This window comes from Pectobacterium sp. PL64 (assembly GCF_022477975.1).
Classification (GTDB): Bacteria; Pseudomonadota; Gammaproteobacteria; order Enterobacterales; family Enterobacteriaceae; genus Pectobacterium; species Pectobacterium jejuense.
Genome location: NZ_CP092070.1, coordinates 1,301,492 through 1,322,321, shown reverse-complemented (window position 1 = coordinate 1,322,321; position 20,830 = coordinate 1,301,492). Strand labels below are relative to the sequence as shown.

Sequence of the window (20,830 nt, the reverse complement as noted above, 5' to 3'; positions counted from 1 at the left end):
AATAAGTTTTTCATTTTATTCATGGTTAACGTATTGAATTACTCTGATATCGGTAGAATAAATATAAAATGTTAAGCACGCCACAGTTTATATTCAACCGACCATAGACACGTGATGAATACGTGTTAGATTTTAACGTGAAACACCTCAAGCATATATTTAAAAGGAGATTTATTATGCTTACAGCAAATAAGAAGCCGTACCGTATATTCCGCACATTATTTCCCGTATTATTTTCTGCCTTGTTGCTTTCTCCATTCACTGCTTCTGCGGTCAGTTCATCCAAAGACGCGGACAAACTCTATTTTGAGAATAATAAATATTATGTATTCAATAACGTCTGGGGAAAGGATGAAGTAAAAGGATGGCAACAAACGGTTTTCTATAATAGCCCAACCAGCATGGGGTGGAACTGGCACTGGCCAAGTAGCTCCTCCAGCGTTAAAGCCTATCCGTCGCTGGTGAGCGGTTGGCACTGGACGGCGGGTTATACAGCAAATAGTGGCTTGCCGATAAAATTATCCAGTAATAAAAGTATTACCAGTAACGTCACCTATTCCATCAAATCCACCGGGACTTACAACGCGGCTTATGACATTTGGTTCCACACCACAGACAAAGCCAGTTGGGATTCTACCCCTACCGATGAATTAATGATCTGGCTAAATAATACCAATGCAGGCCCGGCGGGTGATTATATTGAAACCGTTTTCCTCGGTGGCAGCAGTTGGAACGTATTCAAAGGCTGGATTAACGCCGGTAACGGTAAAGGGTGGAATGTTTTTTCCTTTGTGCGTACCTCCAATACCAATAGTGCGTCACTCAATATTCGCCATTTCACCAACTATCTGGTGGGAACCAAGAAATGGATGAGTAATGCAAAATATATCAGCAGCGTTGAGTTTGGCACTGAGATCTTTGGTGGTGATGGGCAGATTGACATCACCAAGTGGAGCGTAGACGTAAAATAACACGCCTGTCATCTCAATCTTTTCCGGTTCAACGTCGATGCCCACACTGGCGAGGGGTTGAACCGAATTTATTCCATCGACTTCTCGATTCCTGTCGGATCGGACAACTATCGCTCATCTTTTAGACGGATTTGCCTTCCCTTCCCAACAAAATTCGTGATCTATGGCACGTCAATTCCATTAGCGTTATGATAATCCTCTATGCTAATCAGGAATTTCCCATGCGTAATACGTTCATCGTTTGCTGGCAGTATTTACGCGCTTTCGCATTGATTTATCTCTGCCTGCTGGCAGGCAATGCGGTATCCGCGTTACTTCCGTTTACTATCCCCGGCAGTATCATCGGCATGCTGGTCTTGTTCACCCTTCTCGCCTCGCAAATCCTGCCTGCACAGTGGGTAAAACCGGGTTGCCATCTTCTTATTCGTCATATGGCGCTGCTGTTCGTCCCCATCGGCGTCGGCGTGATGAATTATTACGATCTGGTCAGCCAACAGTTTGGCCCTATCGTGGTTTCCTGCCTGATCAGTACCTTTATTGTGATGTTGGTTGTGGGTTTCAGTACCCAGATAATGCAGCGTGAACGAGCCGTGGCTGGCGATCGTACGCCGCCGAAGGATAATAAATAATGTTCAGCTATTTGTGGTGGTCGCTGCCCCTCACTCTGATTGTCTTTTTCGCCGCGCGTAAACTGGCCGTGCTGACCCGAGTTTCCCTGTTGAACCCGCTGCTGGTATCGATGGCGATTATTATTCCGCTGCTGCTGGTATTGAAGATTCCCTACGAGCACTATTTTCAGGGCAGCAAAGTCCTTAACGATCTGCTGCAACCGGCGGTGGTCGCGCTGGCGTTCCCGCTTTATGAACAGCTGCACCAAATTCGCGCGCGCTGGAAGTCGATTATCAGCGTGTGCTTCATCGGTAGCCTGACCGCCATTATCTCCGGCACGCTGGTGGCGCTGTGGATGGGCGCATCGCCAGAAATCGCCGCCTCGGTACTGCCTAAATCCGTCACTACGCCGATTGCGATGGCCGTCGCCAGCTCGATTGGCGGGATTCCGGCTATCAGCGCCGTCTGCGTGATTTTTGTCGGTATTCTCGGCGCAGTCTTAGGCCACAGTGTGTTCAACCGTGTGGGTATTAAAACCAAAGCCGCACGCGGGCTGTCGATGGGCACCGCCTCGCACGCACTCGGTACGGCGCGCTGCGCGGAAGTTGACTATCAGGAAGGCGCATTCAGTTCGCTGGCGCTGGTCATCTGCGGAATCATCACGTCGCTAATCGCGCCGTTAGTCTTCCCTCTACTGTTGCACGTCGCTGGCTAAATCTCGCGGGGGACGGTGCGCCCCTCGCATCGCCATCATAAAATTGAGATACATCTCGCATTTAACAGTTAATTTGCATTCCTTTCATTCAACAAAGAGATTTTGATCACAATTTATTGCTACTCTGCTCCCTAACATGACGTCATTGACGGGTAAAAAGAGTACGCCGATATGCATCCACGATTTGAAAACGCCTTCCAGCAATTACCTGCCAGTCTGCAAGCCGCGATCGGTCCTTTGATCGATAAACCAGATTTCGCCGCCATGCTCACCGCAGACGACGTGAATGCCGTCTGCGAAGCCAGCCAGCTAGACGCCGACGCGTTGGCCTTTGCGCTATTGCCTCTGGCAGCCGCTTGTGCGCAGGCGCCTATCTCGAATTTTCAGGTTGGCGCAATTGCGCAAGGGCTCAGTGGCAATTTCTACTTTGGTGCCAACATGGAGTTCAGCGCGGTTCAGTTGCAGCAAACGGTGCATGCCGAGCAAAGCGCCGTCAGTCACGCCTGGATACGCAATGAACGTGGATTGCGGGCCGTGACCGTGAACTACACGCCATGCGGCCACTGTCGTCAGTTTATGAATGAATTGCGTAATGCTGCTTCGCTGCGCATTCAATTGCCGGGTCGCCAGCCTGCCATGCTCAGCCACTATCTGCCGGATTCCTTTGGCCCCGTCGATCTGCACATCGATACCTTGCTGATGGATGACGTCAACCACGGCGCCACCTTGCAGAATGTGAACGCGCTTGCGCGTCGGGCGCTGGATGCCGCCAACCGTAGCCACGCGCCCTATAGCAAAGCCATCAGCGGCATTGCGCTGGAAACCTCAAGTGGCAACATTTATACCGGACGCTACGCAGAAAATGCGGCATTCAACCCGAGCCTGCCACCTTTGCAAGTTGCATTGAACCTGATGAACCTTGCTGGCGAAGATGCGTGCACCATTAAACACGCGGCGGTCGTTGAGCGTCGTAATGCGGTTGTCAGCCACTGGGCTATTTCGCAAATTATGCTGGCCGAGTTAGGCTGCACCGACATTGAACATCACTTTATTGAGGAATAACGGCAGAGGTCAGCAAAAGATTTCAGCAAAGGGAAGTGTTAGAAACGAGAGGTGAATCGATAAAGCCTGCATTTTGACTAAGATGCAAGCCATCTGTAACTATTTAAATTAACAATTCCTGTACATATTTTCTGGGTAATTTAAGATCCGCAACAGTTTTGATCGACAACACCTGAGTTTTTTCTGTTATCCGAGAGTAAAAAGTCATGGAATTAGAATACGAAAGCAAACGTCCTCTCCATATTCCCTACGCTGGCCCAATCTTGCTTGAATTTCCTCTGCTGAATAAAGGCAGCGCGTTTACCGAAGAAGAACGCGCTAACTTTAACCTGCATGGTCTGCTGCCTGAAGCCGTCGAAACTATCGAAGAACAGGCAGAACGCGCCTGGCGTCAGTATCAGGAATTCAAACACGATATTGAAAAACACGTGTACCTGCGCAACATTCAGGACACCAACGAGACACTGTTCTACCGCCTGTTGGACGGTCACCTCAGTGAGATGATGCCTATCATCTACACCCCGACCGTTGGCGAAGCCTGTGAACACTTCTCCGATATCTATCGTCGCGCCCGCGGCCTGTTTATCTCCTACCCTAACCGCGCGCATATCGACGATATGCTGCAAAACGCCACCAAGCAGAATGTAAAAGTCATCGTTGTGACCGACGGTGAGCGTATTCTGGGTCTGGGCGATCAGGGTATCGGCGGCATGGGGATTCCAATCGGTAAGCTGTCGCTGTACACCGCGTGTGGCGGTATCAGCCCAGCCTACACCCTGCCTGTCGTTCTGGATGTCGGCACCAACAACCCGCAGCGCCTGAACGATCCGCTGTACATGGGCTGGCGCCATCCGCGTATCACCGACGACGAATACTATGAATTTGTTGACGAATTCATTCAGGCAGTGAAGCGCCGCTGGCCGAACGTGCTGCTGCAGTTTGAAGACTTCGCGCAGAAAAACGCGACGCCGCTGCTGAACCGCTATCGTGATGAGATCTGTAGCTTTAACGATGACATTCAGGGCACCGCCGCCGTTGCGATTGGCAGCCTGATTGCCGCCAGTCGTGCAGCAGGTACTCAGCTACGCGATCAGACCGTTACCTTCCTGGGTGCGGGCTCCGCAGGCTGTGGTATTGCTGAGCAAATCGTCGCGCAGATGAAGTCTGAAGGGCTGAGCGAAGAAGAAGCACGCGCACGCGTCTTCATGGTTGACCGTTTCGGTCTGCTGACGGACAAACTGCCGAACCTGCTCGATTTCCAGAGCAAGCTGGTGCAGAAAAGCGAACTGCTGGCTGATTGGGATTGCAGCAGCGACGCGATTTCACTGCTGGAAGTGGTACGCAATGCCAAGCCGACCATCCTGATCGGTGTATCTGGCCAGCCGGGTCTGTTCACGGAAGAAATCATCCGTGAAATGCACAAGCACTGCGCACGTCCTATCGTGATGCCGCTGTCTAACCCGACATCCCGCGTGGAAGCTCGTCCAGAAGATATCATTCGCTGGACAGAAGGCGCGGCGCTGGTCGCAACCGGCAGCCCGTTTGCTCCGGTTAACTATCAGGGCAAAGTCTTCCCTATCGCCCAGTGCAACAACTCCTACATTTTCCCAGGTATCGGGTTAGGTGTACTGGCGTCGGGTGCCAAGCGTATCACTGATGGTATGTTGATGGCCGCCAGCCGCGCTCTGGCTGACTGCTCGCCGCTGGCGAACAACGGTGAAGGCGCTCTGCTGCCGGATCTGTCCGATATCCAGCAGGTGTCCAAGCGTATTGCACTGGATGTGGGTAAAGCCGCACAGCTGCAGGGCGCAGCCGTAGTGACCTCAGCCGATGCGTTGCAGAAGGCGATTGACCATAACTTCTGGCAGCCGCAGTACCGCAGCTACAAACGCACCTCGTTCTAACTGTCTGACTGCTAAAAAGCGCGGTATTTACCGCGCTTTTTTTATCACTGATTTTTATTCAGCTTTTCAGTTTCGGGTCGAGCGCATCGCGCAGGCCGTCACCCAGCAAATTAAACGCCAAGACCGTCAGAAAGATCGCCAGGCTAGGGAAGATCGCGACGTGCGGGGCAATCACCATATCCGACCGCGCTTCGTTCAGCATCGCTCCCCACTCCGGCATCGGCGGCTGTGCGCCCAGCCCTAAAAATGACAGGCTGGCTGCCGTGATGATCGACATCCCAATGCGCATCGAGAAAAACACCACGATGGAAGACACCGAACCGGGCAAAATATGCCGAAAGAGGATCGTCCGATCGCTGGCACCAATGCTGCGGGCCGATTCAATATAGGTAAGCTGCTTCAGCACCAGCGTATTGCCGCGCACCAAACGGGCGAAAGCCGGAATGCTGAAAATCGCCACGGCGACAATCACATTCGCCATTCTACTGCCCATAATCGCCACAACAGCAATCGCCAGCAGAATACCGGGGAAGGCAAACAGCACGTCGCAGAGGCGCATGATGATCCTGTCCGCCCACCCTTCGTAGTAGCCGGCAACCAGACCGAGTGTCGTGCCAATAATCATCCCGACCAGCACCGAGAGAATGCCTGCAGCCAGCGAGATACGCGTTCCCATCAGGATCCGGCTGAAAATATCACGTCCTAATGAATCCACCCCCAGCCAGTGTGCCGCCGACGGGCCTTCATTCAGGCGGTCATAATCGAAGTAGGTCTCGGCATCATAGGGCATCAGGTACGGTGCCAGAAACGCGATCGCAATCAGCAGCAGCACAAACACGCCAGCGGTGACCGCGACATGCTGCCGAAGAAAGCGCCGCCAGAATTCACGCCACGGCGTACGAACCGATTTATCCCTAATGACAGGGAGCGTCGCCAGCATAGCGTTACGTCGCCAGTGTCTCATTCCCTTTCCTTATTTATAACGAATGGCTGGGTTAATCGCGGCATACAGCATATCCACCAGCAGATTGATCAGAATAAACTCCAGCGAAAACAGCAGCACCTCGGCCTGAATCACCGGATAGTCACGCATCTCCACCGCATCCACCAGCAGCCGCCCTAGCCCCGGCCAGTTGAAGACTTTCTCGACGACGATGGAACCGCCGAGCAAGAAACCAAATTGCAGCCCCATCATCGTAACCACCGGAATCAGCGCATTGCGCAGCCCGTGCTTCACTACCACCAGCGATTCGCGCACGCCCTTTGCCCGCGCCGTACGCATATAATCTTCTTGCAGGACATCAACAAACGATGCGCGGGTAAACCGCGCCATCACCGCCGCGACCGCCGCCCCCAGCGTCAACGAGGGCAAAATGTAATGCAGCCAGGTGTCTGCCCCCACCGTCGGCAGCCATCCCAGTTCAACAGAAAAGACCTGCATTAGCAGCATGCCGAGCGCAAAAGCAGGGAAAGAGAGGCCGGAGACCGCCAGCGTCATTCCGATTCTGTCCGGCCAGCCGTTGCGCCACACGGCGGACACGATGCCGATCGCCATGCCAAAAATGACTGCCCACACCATGCTGCACACCGTCAGCCAAAACGTCGGCATAAAGCGCATGGCGATCTCTTCGGTGACGGGGCGTTTCGATACGATCGACGTACCAAAATCCCCTTGCAGGACATTGGTAAAGAAGTGCCAGAACTGGTGCGGCAGCGGTTTATCCAACCCCAAATCCTGCCGGACCATCTCAATAACGGCAGCATCCGCTTCCCGCCCGGCGGCTAAACGCGCCGGATCGCCGGGTAACAGATGAACGAACAGGAACACCAGCACCATCACAATCAGGAGCGTGGGAATCAGTCCCAGTAGTCGTTTGATAAAATAATTCAGCATGAACAGTTTTCCACAGACATGCGTCAGACTCCCTATGAGTGAACGTGTGTTGACCACTGCGGGCAGCCTCACGGCTACCCGACTCCCTGGTCATTCTTTTGCGGTGGATTACTCCGCTAGATCGGCATCCTCAAAACTGAATAAGGTATCCGGCATCACGTAAAACCCGGTCAGTTTTTTGCTGTTCGCCGACACCAGGCGCTCTGTCGCCAGGAAAATCCACGGCGCATCGGCCCAGATTTTGTCCTGTGCATCTTTGTACAGCTTCTGCTTTTCCGCACGATCCGTTGTTTTCAGCGCATTCGCCAGATCCGCATCGACTTGCGGATTGCTGTAAAACGCCGTATTGAACTGCGCGGGTGGCCAAGAAGCCGTTGCGAACAGCGGCGACAGCGCCCAGTCGGCTTCACCCGTTGAGGCAGACCAGCCGGTGTAGAACAGGCGAACGCCCGTTTCTTTCACGCCCTTGCCTTCCACTTCCGCCGCGCGCTGCCCCGCATCCATGGCGGTCACCTGCACTTTCACGCCAACCTGTGCCAGTTGTTGCTGCGTAAACTGCAAGACTTTCTGCGCCGTACTGTGGTTATGCGACGACCAAAGCGTCGTGGTGAAGCCGTCCGGGTAGCCCGCTTCTTTCAGCAGCTCGCGCGCTTTGGCCGGATCGTAAGGCCACGGGTGATATTTTACGGAATAATCAATGCTGCTTGGCAGTGGCCCTTCGGCTGGTGTCGCATAGCCGGAAAACGCCACTTTAATCAGCGCCTCTTTGTTGATCGCGTAGTTCAGCGCCTCGCGCACTTTGGGGTTATCAAACGGCTTCTGCGTGACATTCATACTGATGTAGCGGTGCAGAATCGACGGTGATGCCACCAGTGCCAGCTTGTCATTTTTCTCCAGCACCTTGGCCTGCTCGAACGGTATCGGATAAGCAAACTGCGCTTCACCGGTTTGCAGCAGCGCCGCGCGCGTGTTGTTATCCACCACCGGACGCCAGGTGATACTGTCCAGCTTAGGCAGCCCAGCCTTCCAGTAGCCGTTGAATTTCTCGACTTTGACAAAATCGGTCTGATTCCAGGTCACAAAACGGTACGGACCGGTGCCGACCGGATGGAAACCAATGTCCTTGCCGTACTGCTTTAACGCTGCCGGCGAGATCATCACCGCCGCCGGATGCGCCAAATTGTTCACGAACGCGGAGAACGGCGTCTTCAGCGTAATTTTCACCGTCAGATCGTCAACCGCCTCGGTTTTGTCGATCATCTTGAACAGGTTATATCGCTTCAGGCGACTGTCTGGGTTACTGGCGCGATCCAGATTCACTTTCACGGCGGCGGCGTTGAACGCCGTTCCATCATGAAATTTGACACCTGGATGCAGCTTGACGGTATACGTCAGGCCGTCCGGGCTGACGTCATAGCTGTCCGCCAAGACGTTCACCAGCTTCATATCTTTATCGAAGCCAAAGAGCCCCTGATAGAAGGACTTCGCCACCGTCTGCGATAGCGAATCGTTGGCATCATACGGATCCAGGCTGGTAAACGTGGAACCCACGGCGATAACCGCATCTTTGGCTGCCCAGACGGGTGAAGCCGCCATCGCAGCGGTTACTCCTGCGGCCACTAACCAGCGCCGCTTTATCGTCATTACGCTCATGCTACGTTCTCCTAGTGAATCCCTGTCAATACGCGCCGGCTATTGGATGGTGCGCAACAAAGTGTCGCTCACCGACCTGAACCAGAGGCGCCGTGATCGGCTCATCGCCAAGCGCCCGAATCGGGCTGGGTATTTCATCAACCAGCAGCACCTGCTCACGCTGGCGGCGTGAGGGATCGGCAACCGGTACTGCCGACATCAGCTTGCGGGTATAAGGGTGCCGAGGCCGCTCGAATACATCTTGCCGCGAGCCGATCTCGACAATCTGCCCCATGTACATCACCGCCACGCGATGGCTAATACGCTCAACCACCGCCATATCATGTGAAATAAACAAAAACGCGATGCCGAATTCACGTTGCAGTTCCAGCATCAGGTTAATGATTTGTGCCTGAATCGACACATCCAGCGCGGATACCGCTTCATCCGCAATCACCACTTTAGGGTTCAGCGCCAGCGCTCTGGCGATGCAAACGCGCTGGCGCTGGCCGCCAGAAAATTCATGCGGATAGCGTCGGGCGTGTTCCGGCTCCAGCCCGACGCGCGACAACAGCCACTCAACGCGCTTTTCCGCCTCTTGCCGGCGGCAAATGTTGTGCACCAGCAGCGGTTCCATAATCGAGAAACCGACCGTCAAACGAGGATCCAGTGACGCATAGGGATCCTGAAAAATCAGCTGAATATCACGCCGCAGGTGCTGTAACGCGGCCCCTTTTAACTGATGGATTCGCTGACCGTTAAAGGTAATCTCGCCCCTCTGGCTTTCAACCAACTGGAGCAACGCGCGGCTGGTGGTGGACTTGCCGCATCCCGATTCGCCAACCAGCGAGAGCGTTTCACCCGGCCAGAGATCGAAGCTGACGTTTTCCACCGCATGCACCTGTCGGGTCACGCGGTTCAATAAACCACTGCGAATGGGAAAACGCGTCACCAGATTGCTAACCTGTAAGATCGGTTCTGACTGCGCGGGCACGGTATCTTGCGGTACGTTGTCCGCAATACGCCCCGAGTGTTGATCCAGCAGCGGAAATTTTTCCGGGAACGGCTGGCCGCGCATAGACCCTAACGCCGGCACCGCGGCCAACAGCCCCTGCGTATACGGATGCTGCGGTGCAGTAAAGATCTGCCCAACGCTCCCCGCTTCGACGCTTTCTCCACGGTGCATCACCAATACGCGCTCGGCCATTTCCGCCACCACGCCCATGTCATGGGTGATGAAAATCACGGCCATTTCCATTTCACGCTGTAGCACGCGGATAAGTTGCAGAATTTGTGCCTGAATGGTGACATCCAGCGCGGTCGTCGGTTCATCGGCAATCAGCAGCGACGGCTTGCAGGAGAGCGCCATCGCAATCATCACCCGCTGGCGCATACCGCCAGACAGCTGGTGCGGATAGCGATCCAGCACGTTGCGCGCTTCCGGTATTCTGACCAGATCCAGCATGCGCAAGGTTTCTGCTCGCGCGGCGTGTCTGTCCATCCCCTGATGTAAACGAATCGACTCGGCAATCTGTTCGCCGACGGGAAAAACCGGATTCAGCGACGTCATCGGCTCCTGGAAAATCATCGCCAGATCCGCCCCACGCAATGCGCGCATCGCACGCTGACGGGCACCACGGAGATCCAGCACCTGCCCGTCGCGACGGCGAAATAGCATATCGCCCTGATGAATCACGCCGCCCGCATGCTCAACCAACCGCATCAGCGCCAGCGACGTTACCGACTTACCCGATCCCGACTCTCCGACGATAGCCAGCGTTTCGCTCCGATCGACAGAGAACGTCAAATTACGCACCGCGTCTGTCCGCTGCCCCTGCTGCTCAAAATAGACGCTCAGGTTGCGCACCTCCACCACCCGTTTTTCAGGCAAAATCAGCCCCGGAACAGGGGAAGACAGCGAGGCATAATGATCCTGTGTGGGCGACATGAACGGCGAATCTCCATATAAATGCGGCTGAAATCAGCGCAACGCGGTCAGGGACAAATTATCAACGATTTTCGACTATATTTAGCGCAAGGTATGATGTAAAGCGGAAACTGAAATCGGCACGATGAAAAATTTCTTTTTATAACATTAAGTTAATTGTCATAAAGACACGCCATCAGGGGCAATATGTCCTGCAAATCCGCCCACTTTTGCCCGAAATAGGGCGAGTCGAGGGGAAAAAAGTGACGCTTTCGCCTCCCATCCTTGTCGTTTGATGCCTGACGAGTCATTCGCTATACCCTAAATAATTCGGGTGACTGAACGCAGCCAACGCACATGCAACTTGAAGTATGACGGGTATAAAAGCCCTATTCCTTGACCTGCGTACATTCACCCACGTTACGAACTCTGACATAATTAATACTGGCATAGGAAACGGGTTTTCGCCTATGAACGGCGTGTTGCCGGAACACGATTCTTACTGATGAAATAAATCATATTAATGAAATCAGTCGTATTGATAAACAAGCTGTGGAGTGAAGATGGAAAGCGTTAACGCAGGTTTACTGACTCTTGAACAAGCTCTGGAAAACATGTTTTCTCAGGTTCCTTCCCTTACCGAGACAGAGCGCGTATCCCTGTTCGACGCCGCAGGACGGATTACCGCCCATGCTATCGCCTCCCCGATTAACGTCCCACCTTTCGCCAATTCCGCGATGGATGGCTATGCCGTACGCTGCGCCGAGTTGTCCGCTTCAGCAACGCTGCCGATGGCTGGCAAAGCATTCGCTGGCGCGCCCTTCACCGGCGACTGGCCTGCGGGAACCTGCATTCGCATCATGACCGGTGCGCCGATCCCTGCAGGAGCCGACGCCGTCATCATGCAAGAACAGGCCGAAGTCAGCGAGGACGGCATCCGCTTTTCGCATGAGGTAAAACCCGGCCAGAATATTCGTCTGGCGGGAGAAGATATTCAGGCTGGTGCCAGCGTGTTACCCGCAGGCTGCAAGCTTGGCGTAGCGGAGCTACCGCTGCTGGCGTCATTGGGGATTGCGCAGATTGACGTGGTGCGCCGCCTGAAAGTCGCGGTGTTTTCAACCGGTGATGAACTGCAACCCGTCGGCGAGCCGCTGGCAGACGGCCAGATTTATGACACTAACCGTTTTGCCGTCCGTTTGATGCTGGAACAGCTGGGCTGCGAGGTACATGACCTCGGGATTATCCGCGACGATCCGGCTGCACTGCGTGCCGCGTTCCATGAGGCTGACCAGCTTGCCGATCTGGTGATTAGCAGCGGCGGTGTTTCCGTTGGCGAGGCGGATTACACCAAGCAAATGCTGGATGAGCTGGGCGATATCCACTTCTGGAAGCTGGCGATCAAGCCCGGTAAGCCCTTCGCCTTTGGCAAGCTGCAACACGCCTGGTTCTGCGGTCTGCCGGGGAATCCGGTTTCTGCTGCGCTGACGTTCTATCAACTGGTTCAGCCGCTGCTGGCTCGCCTGTCTGGCTATACGCAATGGCGTCTACCGCCGCGGATTCGCGTCAAAACCACCAGCGCACTGAAAAAGACGCCGGGGCGCACCGATTTCCAACGCGGCATTTTCAGCCGCAACGCGCAGGGCGAGCTGGAAGTGAGAACCACCGGGCATCAGGGTTCACACGTTTTCAGCTCGTTCAGCCTCGGGAACTGCTTCATTGTGCTTGAACAAGATCGCGGTCGCGTTGCCGCTGGCGAATGGGTTGAAATCGAGCCCTTCAACGCGCTGCTGGGGCACTGAGTATGTTGCCGGAGCTGAGCGATGAAGAGATGCTGCGCTACAATCGACAGATTGTGCTGCGCGGCTTTGATTTTGACGGACAGGAAAAGCTGAAGGCTTCGCGCCTGCTGATTGTCGGGTTGGGTGGGCTAGGCTGTGCCGCCACGCAGTATCTGGCCGCGGCGGGCGTTGGCCATTTGACGCTGCTGGATTTTGACACGGTCTCTTTGTCTAATCTGCAACGTCAGGTTTTACATCGCGATGCCCGTATCGGGATGGCGAAGGTGGAATCCGCACGCCTGACATTATCTGACATGAATCCGCATCTTTCGCTTGATACGGTTGATGGCGATCTCGATGACGAGGCGTTGAGCGTGCTAGTCAGCAAACACGATGCCGTGCTGGACTGTACCGACAATGTCGACATTCGCAACCGCCTAAACCGCATTGGCTTTCAGCTCAAGAAGTCGCTGATCTCTGGGGCGGCAATTCGAATGGAAGGCCACATCAGCGTCTTTACCTATCAACCTGATGAACCTTGCTATCATTGTCTCAGCCGTCTGTTCGGTGCCAATGCGCTGACCTGCGTCGAGGCAGGCGTGATGTCGCCGCTGGTGGGCACCATCGGAAGTTTGCAGGCGATGGAAGCCATTAAGCTGCTGACCGGTTACGGCAAGCTAGCGACAGGTCGACTGCTGATGTTCGATGCGATGACGCTGCAATTTCGCGAAATGATGCTGCCGAAAAATCCACACTGTGACGTCTGCGGCGAATCAGGCTGAAAAAGGAAAGATTGGTATCCGGCACGATAAGCCATTGAATACGGCGAAAATCAGTGACACATTATCAGGGCAAATCATCACGTAAACTGAGGAACACACCATGAGTAATGCTTTTTTGCAGTCAATCAAGGCCCGTCGTTCAATCTATGCCATCGGTAATAAATTACCGATATCAGAAGATCAGGTTACCGCCCTCATTACCGCAGCCGTTAATGAAAGCCCCTCCTCTTTTAATTCACAAAGCTCACGCGTTGTGATTCTGTTCGGCGAGCAGCATCACAAACTGTGGGATATTGTTAAGCAGCAGTTGAAGAAAATTGTACCAGCGGACGCTTTTGCCCCGACAGAAAATAAACTGGCTTCCTTTGCCGCTGGCGCAGGTACTGTCCTGTTCTTTGAAGACACCGCCGTGATTGACGCACTACAGGAAAAATTCGCGCTTTATGCCGATAACTTCCCGGTCTGGTCTGAACATTCAACCGGTATTGCTCAGTTTGCCGTGTGGTCTACGCTGGCGCAGGAAAAAATTGGCGCCTCGCTCCAACACTACAATCCGCTGATTGACGATGATGTTAAAGCACAGTGGAATCTGCCAGCCAGTTGGAAGCTGCGTGCTCAAATGCCATTTGGCTCAGTCGAGCAACCAGCCGGTGAGAAAACCTATATTTCCTTTGAAGAGCGTTTCCGCGTATTTAAATAATCCGCTGAATCATTCTTTATAAACAAACAGGGACACCATGCGGTGTCCCTGTCTATTTTAGGTTCACGTTCTAATCAGACACCGGTGGCGCAAAAACCTGAATCGCCTTTTCTCTGATCCCGAATACCGCCGGCGTTTTGCCAATCAGCTCGCCGTCGGCATTGATATCGTGCGGTTTCGGGGTACTCAACGTCAGCTGTTTGGCGGAAAAAGCGCGGACCTTACGCCAGCGACCGTGCGTCCCCTTGCGGATAAAGGGGATCAGTGCCACCATTTCCCACCAGTGAGAAACCTCCAGGCTATACACATCCAGCCGACCGTCATCGGGTGCGGCACTGTCAGCTACAGCCATGCCGCCGCCGTAGAAACGCCCGTTTCCCACCGACACCTGCACGGTTCTCACCCGCTCTTTGATACCGTCATGCTCAATCTCAACGCGGAAAGGACGACTTTGCTTCAAGAGCTTAAAGGCCGCCAGCGCATAGCCCAATGTGCCCCAGCGCTTCTTGGATTTCGCCGACAGCCCGCGTGCCAGTGCCGCAGAAAACCCAATACTGGAAACGTTAAAGAACAGATGCCCGTTGACCTCCCCCAAATCAACGGCGCGCCGCTGCCCGCTAGCGATAACCTGCACGGCCTGTCTTATCTCTCGGGGGATGCCCACCGTACGGGCAAAGTCATTTGCCGTCCCTAATGGCAGCACGCCTAGCGGCAATCCGGTATCGACCAGGCCGGGTGCGGCAGAATTCAGCGTGCCATCGCCACCGCCGATAATCACAAAATCCACCCGATCCGCATACGCACGTATAATATCGCTGCACGAACCCGTGTCTTTTTCATCCGGTTCGACGATGCTGATCTGGCTTTGCTGCAATAATTCTTTCACATAGCGTGCTGAGGAATTGCCATTCCGCGCCTGTTTATTAATAAATAAAAGCGCTGTTGGGCCTGATTCCTTCGCTGCTGAATAATGGCTCATGGTCATCCACCCAACATCATTGATTGATGAAATCTAACCATAGGGATAATCAAACCGACAAGGGAGCTTTAACAAGCCCACAATAAAATACAAAACATTACGTTCCAGCCGTCTGTCACTAATACTTCCACATAAGAACCACTATACTGAATTCTACGAGTCAGCAATTCCTGTATCCACTGTGCCATACCGTCATTCCAGTAAAACGTTGTGCCACCATTTTTAGGTGAAAACAGACGCCTATTCACCTATCTCATCAATGATTCTCTGGGGAGATTATTTTGCAGACAGGATTCATCAATAACGCCCGCTGGCTGGATAAAACACGCGCAATCATAATACTCGGCTCCATGCTGCTCGCCGCCTTTCTGGTTATCAGTTGGACTAGCTATGAAGTCGCTAAAGAATCACTGGAAGAAGAAATTGAAGAGAATACCCTGCCGCTAACCAGCGATAACGTTTATTCGGAAATCCAGCAGGATTTGTTAAAACCGATCTTTATTTCGTCGCTAATGGCGCACGATACCTTTTTGCGTGACTGGGTACTAAAAAATGAAAGCGATCCGCAGGCGCTATTCCGCTATCTAAAGGAGATCGATCGCCGCTTCAACACCGTATTTTCTTTTTTCATTTCTGATAAAACCGGGCTCTATTACGACCAACAACGCATCCTGAAAACCGTCTCGGAGTCATCCCCCGACGATCAGTGGTATTTCCAGCACAAAGCGCTATCGGATGATATGCCTTACGTTGTCGATCTCCGCGTCGATCCTGAAGAACGCACGCGTCTGGACATCTTCATCAACCATAAAGTCATGGATTATGAAGACAATTTCATTGGCATTACCGGCGTGGGCATCCCGGTTGAGCGTGTTAAGCACCTGATTGAAAAATATGAACAGCGCTATAACCGGACAATTTATTTCATTGATAAAGAAGGTAACATTACGTTGCACGGAGAAAGCTACACGCGCCCGCTGCAAATTCAAGAACAGCAGGGGCTGAACCGGATTGCGACCACGATTTTGACCGCCCCCGGCGGTGCCTATGAATATCAAGCAAACGGGGAACATATTTTCCTCAATACCCGATTCATCCCTGAATTCGGCTGGTATTTGGTGGTTGAACAAACCAGCCACCCCAGTGAACAGCGACTGTTCACCACACTGCTTAAAAATCTGGGTATTAGCATGTTCGTCAGCGTCCTTTTCCTGTTCCTGCTGTGGTTGACCATTGGCGGATATCAACGCCGTCTGGAACAGATGGCGACGACCGATAAATTAACAGGCCTGATGAACCGTCAGGCATTTGATTATTTATTCCGTCGTCTCGGGACGAAAAATGCCTTACAGCATAAATCGCTCTCCATTATTCTGATTGATATTGACCACTTCAAAAAAATCAATGACAAGTACGGCCACAACGTCGGAGATCTGGTGTTAAAAGAGGTTGCCTCCATCTTATCGAGCAACACCCGCTCCAGCGATCAATCCTGCCGCTGGGGAGGCGAGGAATTCGTCATTTTGCTCGACGATTGCGATCTCAACGCCGCGCAGCAGCGTGCCGAAGCTCTGCGTCACAGTATTGAAACCACGCACCTTCCCTACCGCGAATGCGTCATTCAGGTGACAGCCAGCTGCGGCGTTGCGGAATATCGGGCGGGCGAGACGCTCAGTATGTTGATTAACCGCGCCGATATCGCGCTCTATCAGGCAAAACAGCAAGGGCGTAATCAGGTGGTGAGCGCAGCGCAATAGCGCGCCATCAATAAAAAGGTAACGGGGAGCACGATGTCTCCCCGTTATTTCATCATAATCGTCGAACAGGCTTATCAGACACTAAATGCCATCATCTTTCGTCTGCACCCAAAACTCATGCACCAACCCAGGAAAATAACCTAACAGCGTCAGAATAATATTCAGAATAAATGCCCCACCGATGCCTTTCCCCAGTAACACGCCCAACGGTGGCAAGAGAATAGTCAGTACAATACGCCAAAATCCCATATCAACCTCCGTAACGTGATGATTCCTTATGAAAGTAGTTCAGTACATGGGATTTGTCAGTACGGGACGGGATGATTGAGAGTAATCTTTGCAAGGCCGTTCCCCCATCACATGTGCACCTGAATACAGAGTGCCGACTTACAGAGGGTCAATAATGAAAAAGCTAGCCATTGCTCTTTTTGCGCTGCTTCCCATCACTCAAGCCACCGCCGCAGACTGTGGCAACGCCAACACACAGTTGGAGATGAGCCAGTGTGCTGCTAATGAATATAAAAAAGTGGATGGCGAGCTTAATCGGCTGTATCAGGATGTCGTAAAACGCCTGGTGATTGAAGAACACAAGGCGTTGCTCAAGTCAGCGCAGAGAAAATGGATCGCGTACCGCGACGCTGACTGTGAGTTTCAGACCTTCCCGACAACCGGGGGATCGGTGCATGGCATGGTGTATTCCCAGTGCCTGACGCAGAAAACCGCCGAACGCGTAGAGGAGTTCAAAGGCATGCTACGTTGTGAAGAAGGGGATTTGAGCTGTCCGCTTTAAGCCACTGCCAAGTGTGGAAAGCGTCACAGACTAAATGCGGGGTAAGTGTTTGAATAGCGGTGGAGAGACGGGGGATTTGAACCCCCGGTCGCGTTGCCCTACTCCAGTTTTCGAGACTGGCCGTTCAGCCGCTCCGGCATCTCTCCGTTTAGCAGTTGCCATGATGCCTACTTTTACGGCATGTTAACAGCACCCGCCCTCGCCTTTAAATTCAAGTGACGACTGAACGAGCAATAACAATGATTAAATGGCCGTGGAAAAACACTCAACCTCAGGTGCAGACGCTTGAACATTGGCAAGCTGCGATTTCCATTCCGCTTCTCGCACCTTTAAGCGACGAAGAGCTCCAGCAACTGGTCGCCCTTGCCGATCAGTTTCTGAAGCAAAAGCGCCTGATTCCGTTGCAGGAGCTGGTGTTGACGGACATCATGCAGCAGCGCATCGCCCTGCTGTTTTCCCTGCCGGTGCTGTCACTGGGAATGGATGCGCTGGATGGCTTCCATGAAGTTCTGATTTACCCCGGCCCGTTTATTGTTGAGGAAGAGTGGCAGGATGACATCGGGCTCGTGCATAAGGGGAAAATGGTGCAATCCGGCCAAAGCTGGGATCAGGGACCGATTGTCCTCAACTGGCAGGAAGTGCAGGATTCCTTCGACCTCTCCGGTTTTAACCTCATCATTCATGAAGTCGCGCACAAGCTGGACATCCGCAGCAGCGGCGAAGCGACGGGCGTCCCCCTTATCCCTCTACGCGAGATTGCTGCGTGGGAACAGCATCTGCACGGCGCGATGGATGCCTTGCAGGAAGAAATCGATTTGGTGGGCGAAGATGCCGCCAGCATGGATCCCTACGCCGTCCACGATCCGGCAGAGTGCTTCGCGGTGCTGTCGGAATACTTCTTCAGCGCCCCCGAACTTCTCGAAGAGCGTTTCCCCGATCTGTACCGCTGCTTCCAAAAGTTCTACCGACAGGATCCGCTCACCCGTCTAAAAAACTGGCAAAGCAGCACGAATTACCGTGCACCATCCATTTACTAACCCATAAAAAAACAGCGAATTGTACACAGCCTAAACAGTCAGACGATAAAGCTGATTTTGCCGTTGACAGTACCGCGGGTGGCGGATATCATGCGCCCCGTTCACACGATTCCTCTGTAGTTCAGTCGGTAGAACGGCGGACTGTTAATCCGTATGTCACTGGTTCGAGTCCAGTCAGAGGAGCCAAATTTAGAAAATCCCGCTTAAGGATACTTAAGCGGGATTTTTGTTTTTATCATTTTATTCAGTATGTTCATGTGAAAATTCGTCCCGATGCATTTTCAATTTTCCCTCCGCATCAGGAAAATGTGGTGGTCAGATTTGGGGTCAAGTTGGTTCGATAATGATGTGACCCCCAAATGTCTCTTAACGGCTCAAAAAACTGCAACGTGAAAGCATTTGTGGGTCAAGCCTCCACAGCGCCATTAGCAATACATTCAGCACGATATCCCTCGTCATTCTGACCTGCGTCGACCAGCCCATGATTTCACGGGAAAACAGGTCGGCCTCCACAGCGAAATATAACCAGCCTTCATGCGTTCTGATATACGTAATATCTGTCGCCCTGTGCCATCAGGTTAAATTGTTGCTGGAGCTTGTTGGGTGTCACAATGCTTGCTTCACCTTTGTATGCTCTTGGACTGCAATATTCGACTTGTGCCTTTATTCCAGCGCCGCGCGCCAGACGCCAGCCAGACCCGGTTTGCCCCACACTGTTCACCCGTATTGTAGTCCCTCCGGTTTTTAGTACCACCGCCACTGAGGATCTCCGGTCAGTTTTTGCCACGCATAGATAACAGGTAGCATATCACCCAGTGAACTATGCGGGCGTTCTTCTTGTTGCATTAGTTAGCGCATGCTCTGGCGCTTACCTTGCTCTTCTCAAGGGTAAGAAAGAACGGCTATGGTCAGATCGATATGAGACACTCAGAGAAATTGTTCTTGCCCTTGAGACTGTCGAATCTCGGTTCTCTTCTTCACACATGGGGCTGTTAGGTGTCAGTGTAATTAGTCGGGCAGAGAGTAATAAATTATCTGAGGAGTGGCCCGTTGCTATGCTTTTGCTCCATCAGAATATAGCTAAGCTCCAACTGTTGTTTAAATATACTGAGATTTCAGCATTTCATGAGGCAGTTGTTAAACTCAATTCAGCCTTCACGGATATATATAATGGTAATCCGGTTGATATGCCAGAACACCATGAGATTATTGCTATTAAGGCTAAAGGGGCAACAGAGGCTGCGATAGCAATGGGTCAGAGGCATTGCCTCTGAACACGGATTCTGCTATAGAACACAACTATATTGAATTGAGTAATAAACGAGGTAATGCAACTCATCATTAACCCGCTTCAACACTTTTAGTTATCTTCATCTATGGATAGACGCATTATATGTCTACTATCTAATGAATGGGCTAATACTGATTTTCTCTTATCCCCACTTTGGCATCGGAGAACTTCACAAAATAGAATGTTGATACTTTTAACATCATTACGAGCAGATGACTTATAAGTGCTGAACCCATTTTCACTGTATTGAAATACATAGCTTTCATTAGTTATTCTTTCCATTTTATTTATTTGTTCTTCAAGCCTTGAGATGTTATGATTTGCTGTGAAAGGGTTTTTGACTTTTTTGGATTGTATTAATATACTTTTTATTATCCTCCGACCACTCTTATCTTTTATATCAAATATGAAACTAAGATCGGCACCATTAATTGGCTCTTTTTTAACTGATGAATATGATTGAAATTTAATATCAACATCCATTTCCTCGTCATTAAATTCATCATATAGTTTCTCTCCAAGAACAGCAGTGATCATATCTTCAGATGCAAATGAATGATATTTTCTAATTATGCTATTGATTGATTTTTCTACATGGCTAGAGATTTTTTGAATCAATTCATCGGACAAGTGTATATGCTCTTTTTCATTATACTCCCACATATCATGAAACATTAGAATAGCTTGTTTTTCATATTTACTGCTTAATTGATGAAAGTTGGTTATTTTTAATCCATCACTGTTTATTTTTATTTCAAGTAACAGAATGGCTAATTTAAATATTGGATTGTCATGATTTTTGATGAATTCTGATGAGGTTAAATCCATTTCATAAATATCATTTTTAATTAGATAATATCTACATTTAGTTTTCACGTAACACCCCAGTAAAATAAATATGGTAATCTATAGAGAAAAACCTATCGACTGACAAACGAATAATTTTTAATAATAGTTCACCACAGATAATCAAGATGATTGCGAATTTCCTGGTAATCATTA

Annotated in this window: 19 protein-coding genes, 2 tRNA genes and 1 pseudogene; 13 read left to right on the top strand and 9 right to left on the bottom strand. The window is 51.7% G+C overall.

What is annotated here, in order from left to right; translation table 11 throughout:
* The first annotated feature begins 176 nt into the window (after positions 1–176).
* From HP572_RS05650 to HP572_RS05630, 5 genes are all read left to right on the top strand, one after another.
* A complete protein-coding gene (locus tag HP572_RS05650; protein WP_205551085.1) occupies positions 177–971 on the top strand; it encodes a glycoside hydrolase in 795 nt (264 codons plus the stop codon).
* 221 nt (positions 972–1,192) lie between these two features.
* Positions 1,193–1,600, top strand: coding sequence for a CidA/LrgA family protein (locus HP572_RS05645; protein WP_240585024.1), 408 nt, complete (start codon positions 1,193–1,195; stop codon positions 1,598–1,600).
* Complete coding sequence (locus HP572_RS05640; protein WP_240585023.1) at positions 1,600–2,295, top strand: CidB/LrgB family autolysis modulator; 696 nt, start codon at positions 1,600–1,602, stop codon at positions 2,293–2,295. The genes HP572_RS05645 and HP572_RS05640 overlap by 1 nt, the downstream gene beginning before the upstream one ends.
* A gap of 171 nt (positions 2,296–2,466) precedes the next feature.
* Entirely contained in the window at positions 2,467–3,357 is an 891-nt protein-coding gene (gene cdd, locus HP572_RS05635; RefSeq protein WP_240585022.1) for a cytidine deaminase, read from the top strand.
* Between the two features lie 206 nt (positions 3,358–3,563).
* Entirely contained in the window at positions 3,564–5,261 is a 1,698-nt protein-coding gene (locus tag HP572_RS05630) for an NAD-dependent malic enzyme (RefSeq protein WP_240585021.1), read from the top strand.
* A gap of 58 nt (positions 5,262–5,319) precedes the next feature.
* On the opposite strand, the gene gsiD is transcribed toward HP572_RS05630, so the two are convergent.
* The 4 genes from gsiD to HP572_RS05610 form a co-directional block, all read right to left on the bottom strand.
* A complete protein-coding gene (gsiD, locus tag HP572_RS05625; protein ID WP_240585020.1) occupies positions 5,320–6,225 on the bottom strand; it encodes a glutathione ABC transporter permease GsiD in 906 nt (301 codons plus the stop codon).
* Positions 6,226–6,234: 9 nt separating this feature from the next.
* Positions 6,235–7,155: a glutathione ABC transporter permease GsiC gene (gene gsiC / locus HP572_RS05620; protein WP_039480114.1), complete on the bottom strand. Its 921-nt coding sequence runs from the start codon at positions 7,153–7,155 to the stop codon at positions 6,235–6,237.
* Positions 7,156–7,263: 108 nt separating this feature from the next.
* On the bottom strand, positions 7,264–8,808 hold the full coding sequence (gsiB, locus tag HP572_RS05615) for a glutathione ABC transporter substrate-binding protein GsiB (RefSeq protein ID WP_240585019.1): 1,545 nt from the start codon (positions 8,806–8,808) through the stop codon (positions 7,264–7,266).
* Between the two features lie 25 nt (positions 8,809–8,833).
* Positions 8,834–10,735 carry a dipeptide ABC transporter ATP-binding protein gene (locus HP572_RS05610; protein ID WP_240585018.1) on the bottom strand — a complete coding sequence of 634 codons (1,902 nt, stop codon included), beginning with the start codon at positions 10,733–10,735 and terminating at the stop codon, positions 8,834–8,836.
* Positions 10,736–11,277: 542 nt separating this feature from the next.
* Here HP572_RS05610 and moeA point away from each other — a divergent pair.
* The 3 genes from moeA (at position 11,278) to HP572_RS05595 (ending at position 13,974) form a co-directional block, all read left to right on the top strand.
* A complete protein-coding gene (moeA, locus tag HP572_RS05605) occupies positions 11,278–12,513 on the top strand; it encodes a molybdopterin molybdotransferase MoeA (protein ID WP_240585017.1) in 1,236 nt (411 codons plus the stop codon).
* Between the two features lie 2 nt (positions 12,514–12,515).
* Positions 12,516–13,274 (top strand): molybdopterin-synthase adenylyltransferase MoeB, encoded by a 759-nt coding sequence (moeB, locus tag HP572_RS05600; protein ID WP_240585016.1) that lies wholly within the window; start codon positions 12,516–12,518, stop codon positions 13,272–13,274.
* A 100-nt stretch (positions 13,275–13,374) separates the two neighbouring features.
* Positions 13,375–13,974 carry a nitroreductase family protein gene (locus HP572_RS05595; protein ID WP_240585015.1) on the top strand — a complete coding sequence of 200 codons (600 nt, stop codon included), beginning with the start codon at positions 13,375–13,377 and terminating at the stop codon, positions 13,972–13,974.
* Positions 13,975–14,044: 70 nt separating this feature from the next.
* Here the strand turns inward: HP572_RS05595 and HP572_RS05590 are convergent, their stop codons facing one another.
* Positions 14,045–14,959 carry a lipid kinase gene (locus HP572_RS05590; protein ID WP_240585014.1) on the bottom strand — a complete coding sequence of 305 codons (915 nt, stop codon included), beginning with the start codon at positions 14,957–14,959 and terminating at the stop codon, positions 14,045–14,047.
* A 275-nt stretch (positions 14,960–15,234) separates the two neighbouring features.
* Here HP572_RS05590 and HP572_RS05585 point away from each other — a divergent pair, with 275 nt between their 5' ends.
* Positions 15,235–16,710 carry a sensor domain-containing diguanylate cyclase gene (locus HP572_RS05585; RefSeq protein WP_240585013.1) on the top strand — a complete coding sequence of 492 codons (1,476 nt, stop codon included), beginning with the start codon at positions 15,235–15,237 and terminating at the stop codon, positions 16,708–16,710.
* An 81-nt stretch (positions 16,711–16,791) separates the two neighbouring features.
* Here HP572_RS05585 and HP572_RS05580 read toward each other — a convergent pair whose 3' ends face one another.
* The gene (locus HP572_RS05580) at positions 16,792–16,959 is read right to left on the bottom strand and encodes a YqaE/Pmp3 family membrane protein (protein ID WP_240585012.1); all 168 of its coding nucleotides are present in this window, start codon (positions 16,957–16,959) and stop codon (positions 16,792–16,794) included.
* Positions 16,960–17,113: 154 nt separating this feature from the next.
* Between HP572_RS05580 and HP572_RS05575 the strand changes: the two genes are divergently transcribed.
* The gene (locus tag HP572_RS05575; protein ID WP_240585011.1) at positions 17,114–17,500 is read left to right on the top strand and encodes a lysozyme inhibitor LprI family protein; all 387 of its coding nucleotides are present in this window, start codon (positions 17,114–17,116) and stop codon (positions 17,498–17,500) included.
* A 60-nt stretch (positions 17,501–17,560) separates the two neighbouring features.
* Here HP572_RS05575 and HP572_RS05570 read toward each other — a convergent pair.
* Positions 17,561–17,646 (bottom strand) — tRNA-Ser (locus HP572_RS05570).
* A 93-nt stretch (positions 17,647–17,739) separates the two neighbouring features.
* On the opposite strand from HP572_RS05570, the gene mtfA reads away from it, so the two are divergent.
* Positions 17,740–18,537: a DgsA anti-repressor MtfA gene (gene mtfA, locus HP572_RS05565; protein ID WP_240585010.1), complete on the top strand. Its 798-nt coding sequence runs from the start codon at positions 17,740–17,742 to the stop codon at positions 18,535–18,537.
* Positions 18,538–18,647: 110 nt separating this feature from the next.
* Positions 18,648–18,723 (top strand) — tRNA-Asn (locus HP572_RS05560).
* A gap of 213 nt (positions 18,724–18,936) precedes the next feature.
* Here the strand turns inward: HP572_RS05560 and HP572_RS05555 are convergent.
* A pseudogene (locus HP572_RS05555) lies at positions 18,937–19,274 on the bottom strand (DDE-type integrase/transposase/recombinase); the annotation flags it as partial.
* Positions 19,275–19,352: 78 nt separating this feature from the next.
* Between HP572_RS05555 and HP572_RS05550 the strand changes: the two are divergent.
* Entirely contained in the window at positions 19,353–19,811 is a 459-nt protein-coding gene (locus HP572_RS05550; protein WP_240585819.1) for a hypothetical protein, read from the top strand.
* Positions 19,812–19,897: 86 nt separating this feature from the next.
* Here the strand turns inward: HP572_RS05550 and HP572_RS05545 are convergent, their stop codons facing one another.
* The gene (locus HP572_RS05545) at positions 19,898–20,704 is read right to left on the bottom strand and encodes a hypothetical protein (protein ID WP_240585009.1); all 807 of its coding nucleotides are present in this window, start codon (positions 20,702–20,704) and stop codon (positions 19,898–19,900) included.
* Between the last annotated feature and the right edge of the window lie 126 nt (positions 20,705–20,830).

What these genes read in the sequence shown, in the direction of transcription:
- HP572_RS05650 (WP_205551085.1), top strand. Translation starts at nt 177, where the DNA reads ATGCTTACAGCAAATAAGAAGCCGTACCGTATATTCCGCACATTATTT.
- HP572_RS05645 (WP_240585024.1), top strand. Translation starts at nt 1,193, where the DNA reads ATGCGTAATACGTTCATCGTTTGCTGGCAGTATTTACGCGCTTTCGCA.
- HP572_RS05640 (WP_240585023.1), top strand. Translation starts at nt 1,600, where the DNA reads ATGTTCAGCTATTTGTGGTGGTCGCTGCCCCTCACTCTGATTGTCTTT.
- cdd (WP_240585022.1), top strand. Translation starts at nt 2,467, where the DNA reads ATGCATCCACGATTTGAAAACGCCTTCCAGCAATTACCTGCCAGTCTG.
- HP572_RS05630 (WP_240585021.1), top strand. Translation starts at nt 3,564, where the DNA reads ATGGAATTAGAATACGAAAGCAAACGTCCTCTCCATATTCCCTACGCT.
- gsiD (WP_240585020.1), bottom strand. Translation starts at nt 6,225, where the DNA reads ATGAGACACTGGCGACGTAACGCTATGCTGGCGACGCTCCCTGTCATT.
- gsiC (WP_039480114.1), bottom strand. Translation starts at nt 7,155, where the DNA reads ATGCTGAATTATTTTATCAAACGACTACTGGGACTGATTCCCACGCTC.
- gsiB (WP_240585019.1), bottom strand. Translation starts at nt 8,808, where the DNA reads ATGAGCGTAATGACGATAAAGCGGCGCTGGTTAGTGGCCGCAGGAGTA.
- HP572_RS05610 (WP_240585018.1), bottom strand. Translation starts at nt 10,735, where the DNA reads ATGTCGCCCACACAGGATCATTATGCCTCGCTGTCTTCCCCTGTTCCG.
- moeA (WP_240585017.1), top strand. Translation starts at nt 11,278, where the DNA reads ATGGAAAGCGTTAACGCAGGTTTACTGACTCTTGAACAAGCTCTGGAA.
- moeB (WP_240585016.1), top strand. Translation starts at nt 12,516, where the DNA reads ATGTTGCCGGAGCTGAGCGATGAAGAGATGCTGCGCTACAATCGACAG.
- HP572_RS05595 (WP_240585015.1), top strand. Translation starts at nt 13,375, where the DNA reads ATGAGTAATGCTTTTTTGCAGTCAATCAAGGCCCGTCGTTCAATCTAT.
- HP572_RS05590 (WP_240585014.1), bottom strand. Translation starts at nt 14,959, where the DNA reads ATGACCATGAGCCATTATTCAGCAGCGAAGGAATCAGGCCCAACAGCG.
- HP572_RS05580 (WP_240585012.1), bottom strand. Translation starts at nt 16,959, where the DNA reads ATGGGATTTTGGCGTATTGTACTGACTATTCTCTTGCCACCGTTGGGC.
- HP572_RS05575 (WP_240585011.1), top strand. Translation starts at nt 17,114, where the DNA reads ATGAAAAAGCTAGCCATTGCTCTTTTTGCGCTGCTTCCCATCACTCAA.
- mtfA (WP_240585010.1), top strand. Translation starts at nt 17,740, where the DNA reads ATGATTAAATGGCCGTGGAAAAACACTCAACCTCAGGTGCAGACGCTT.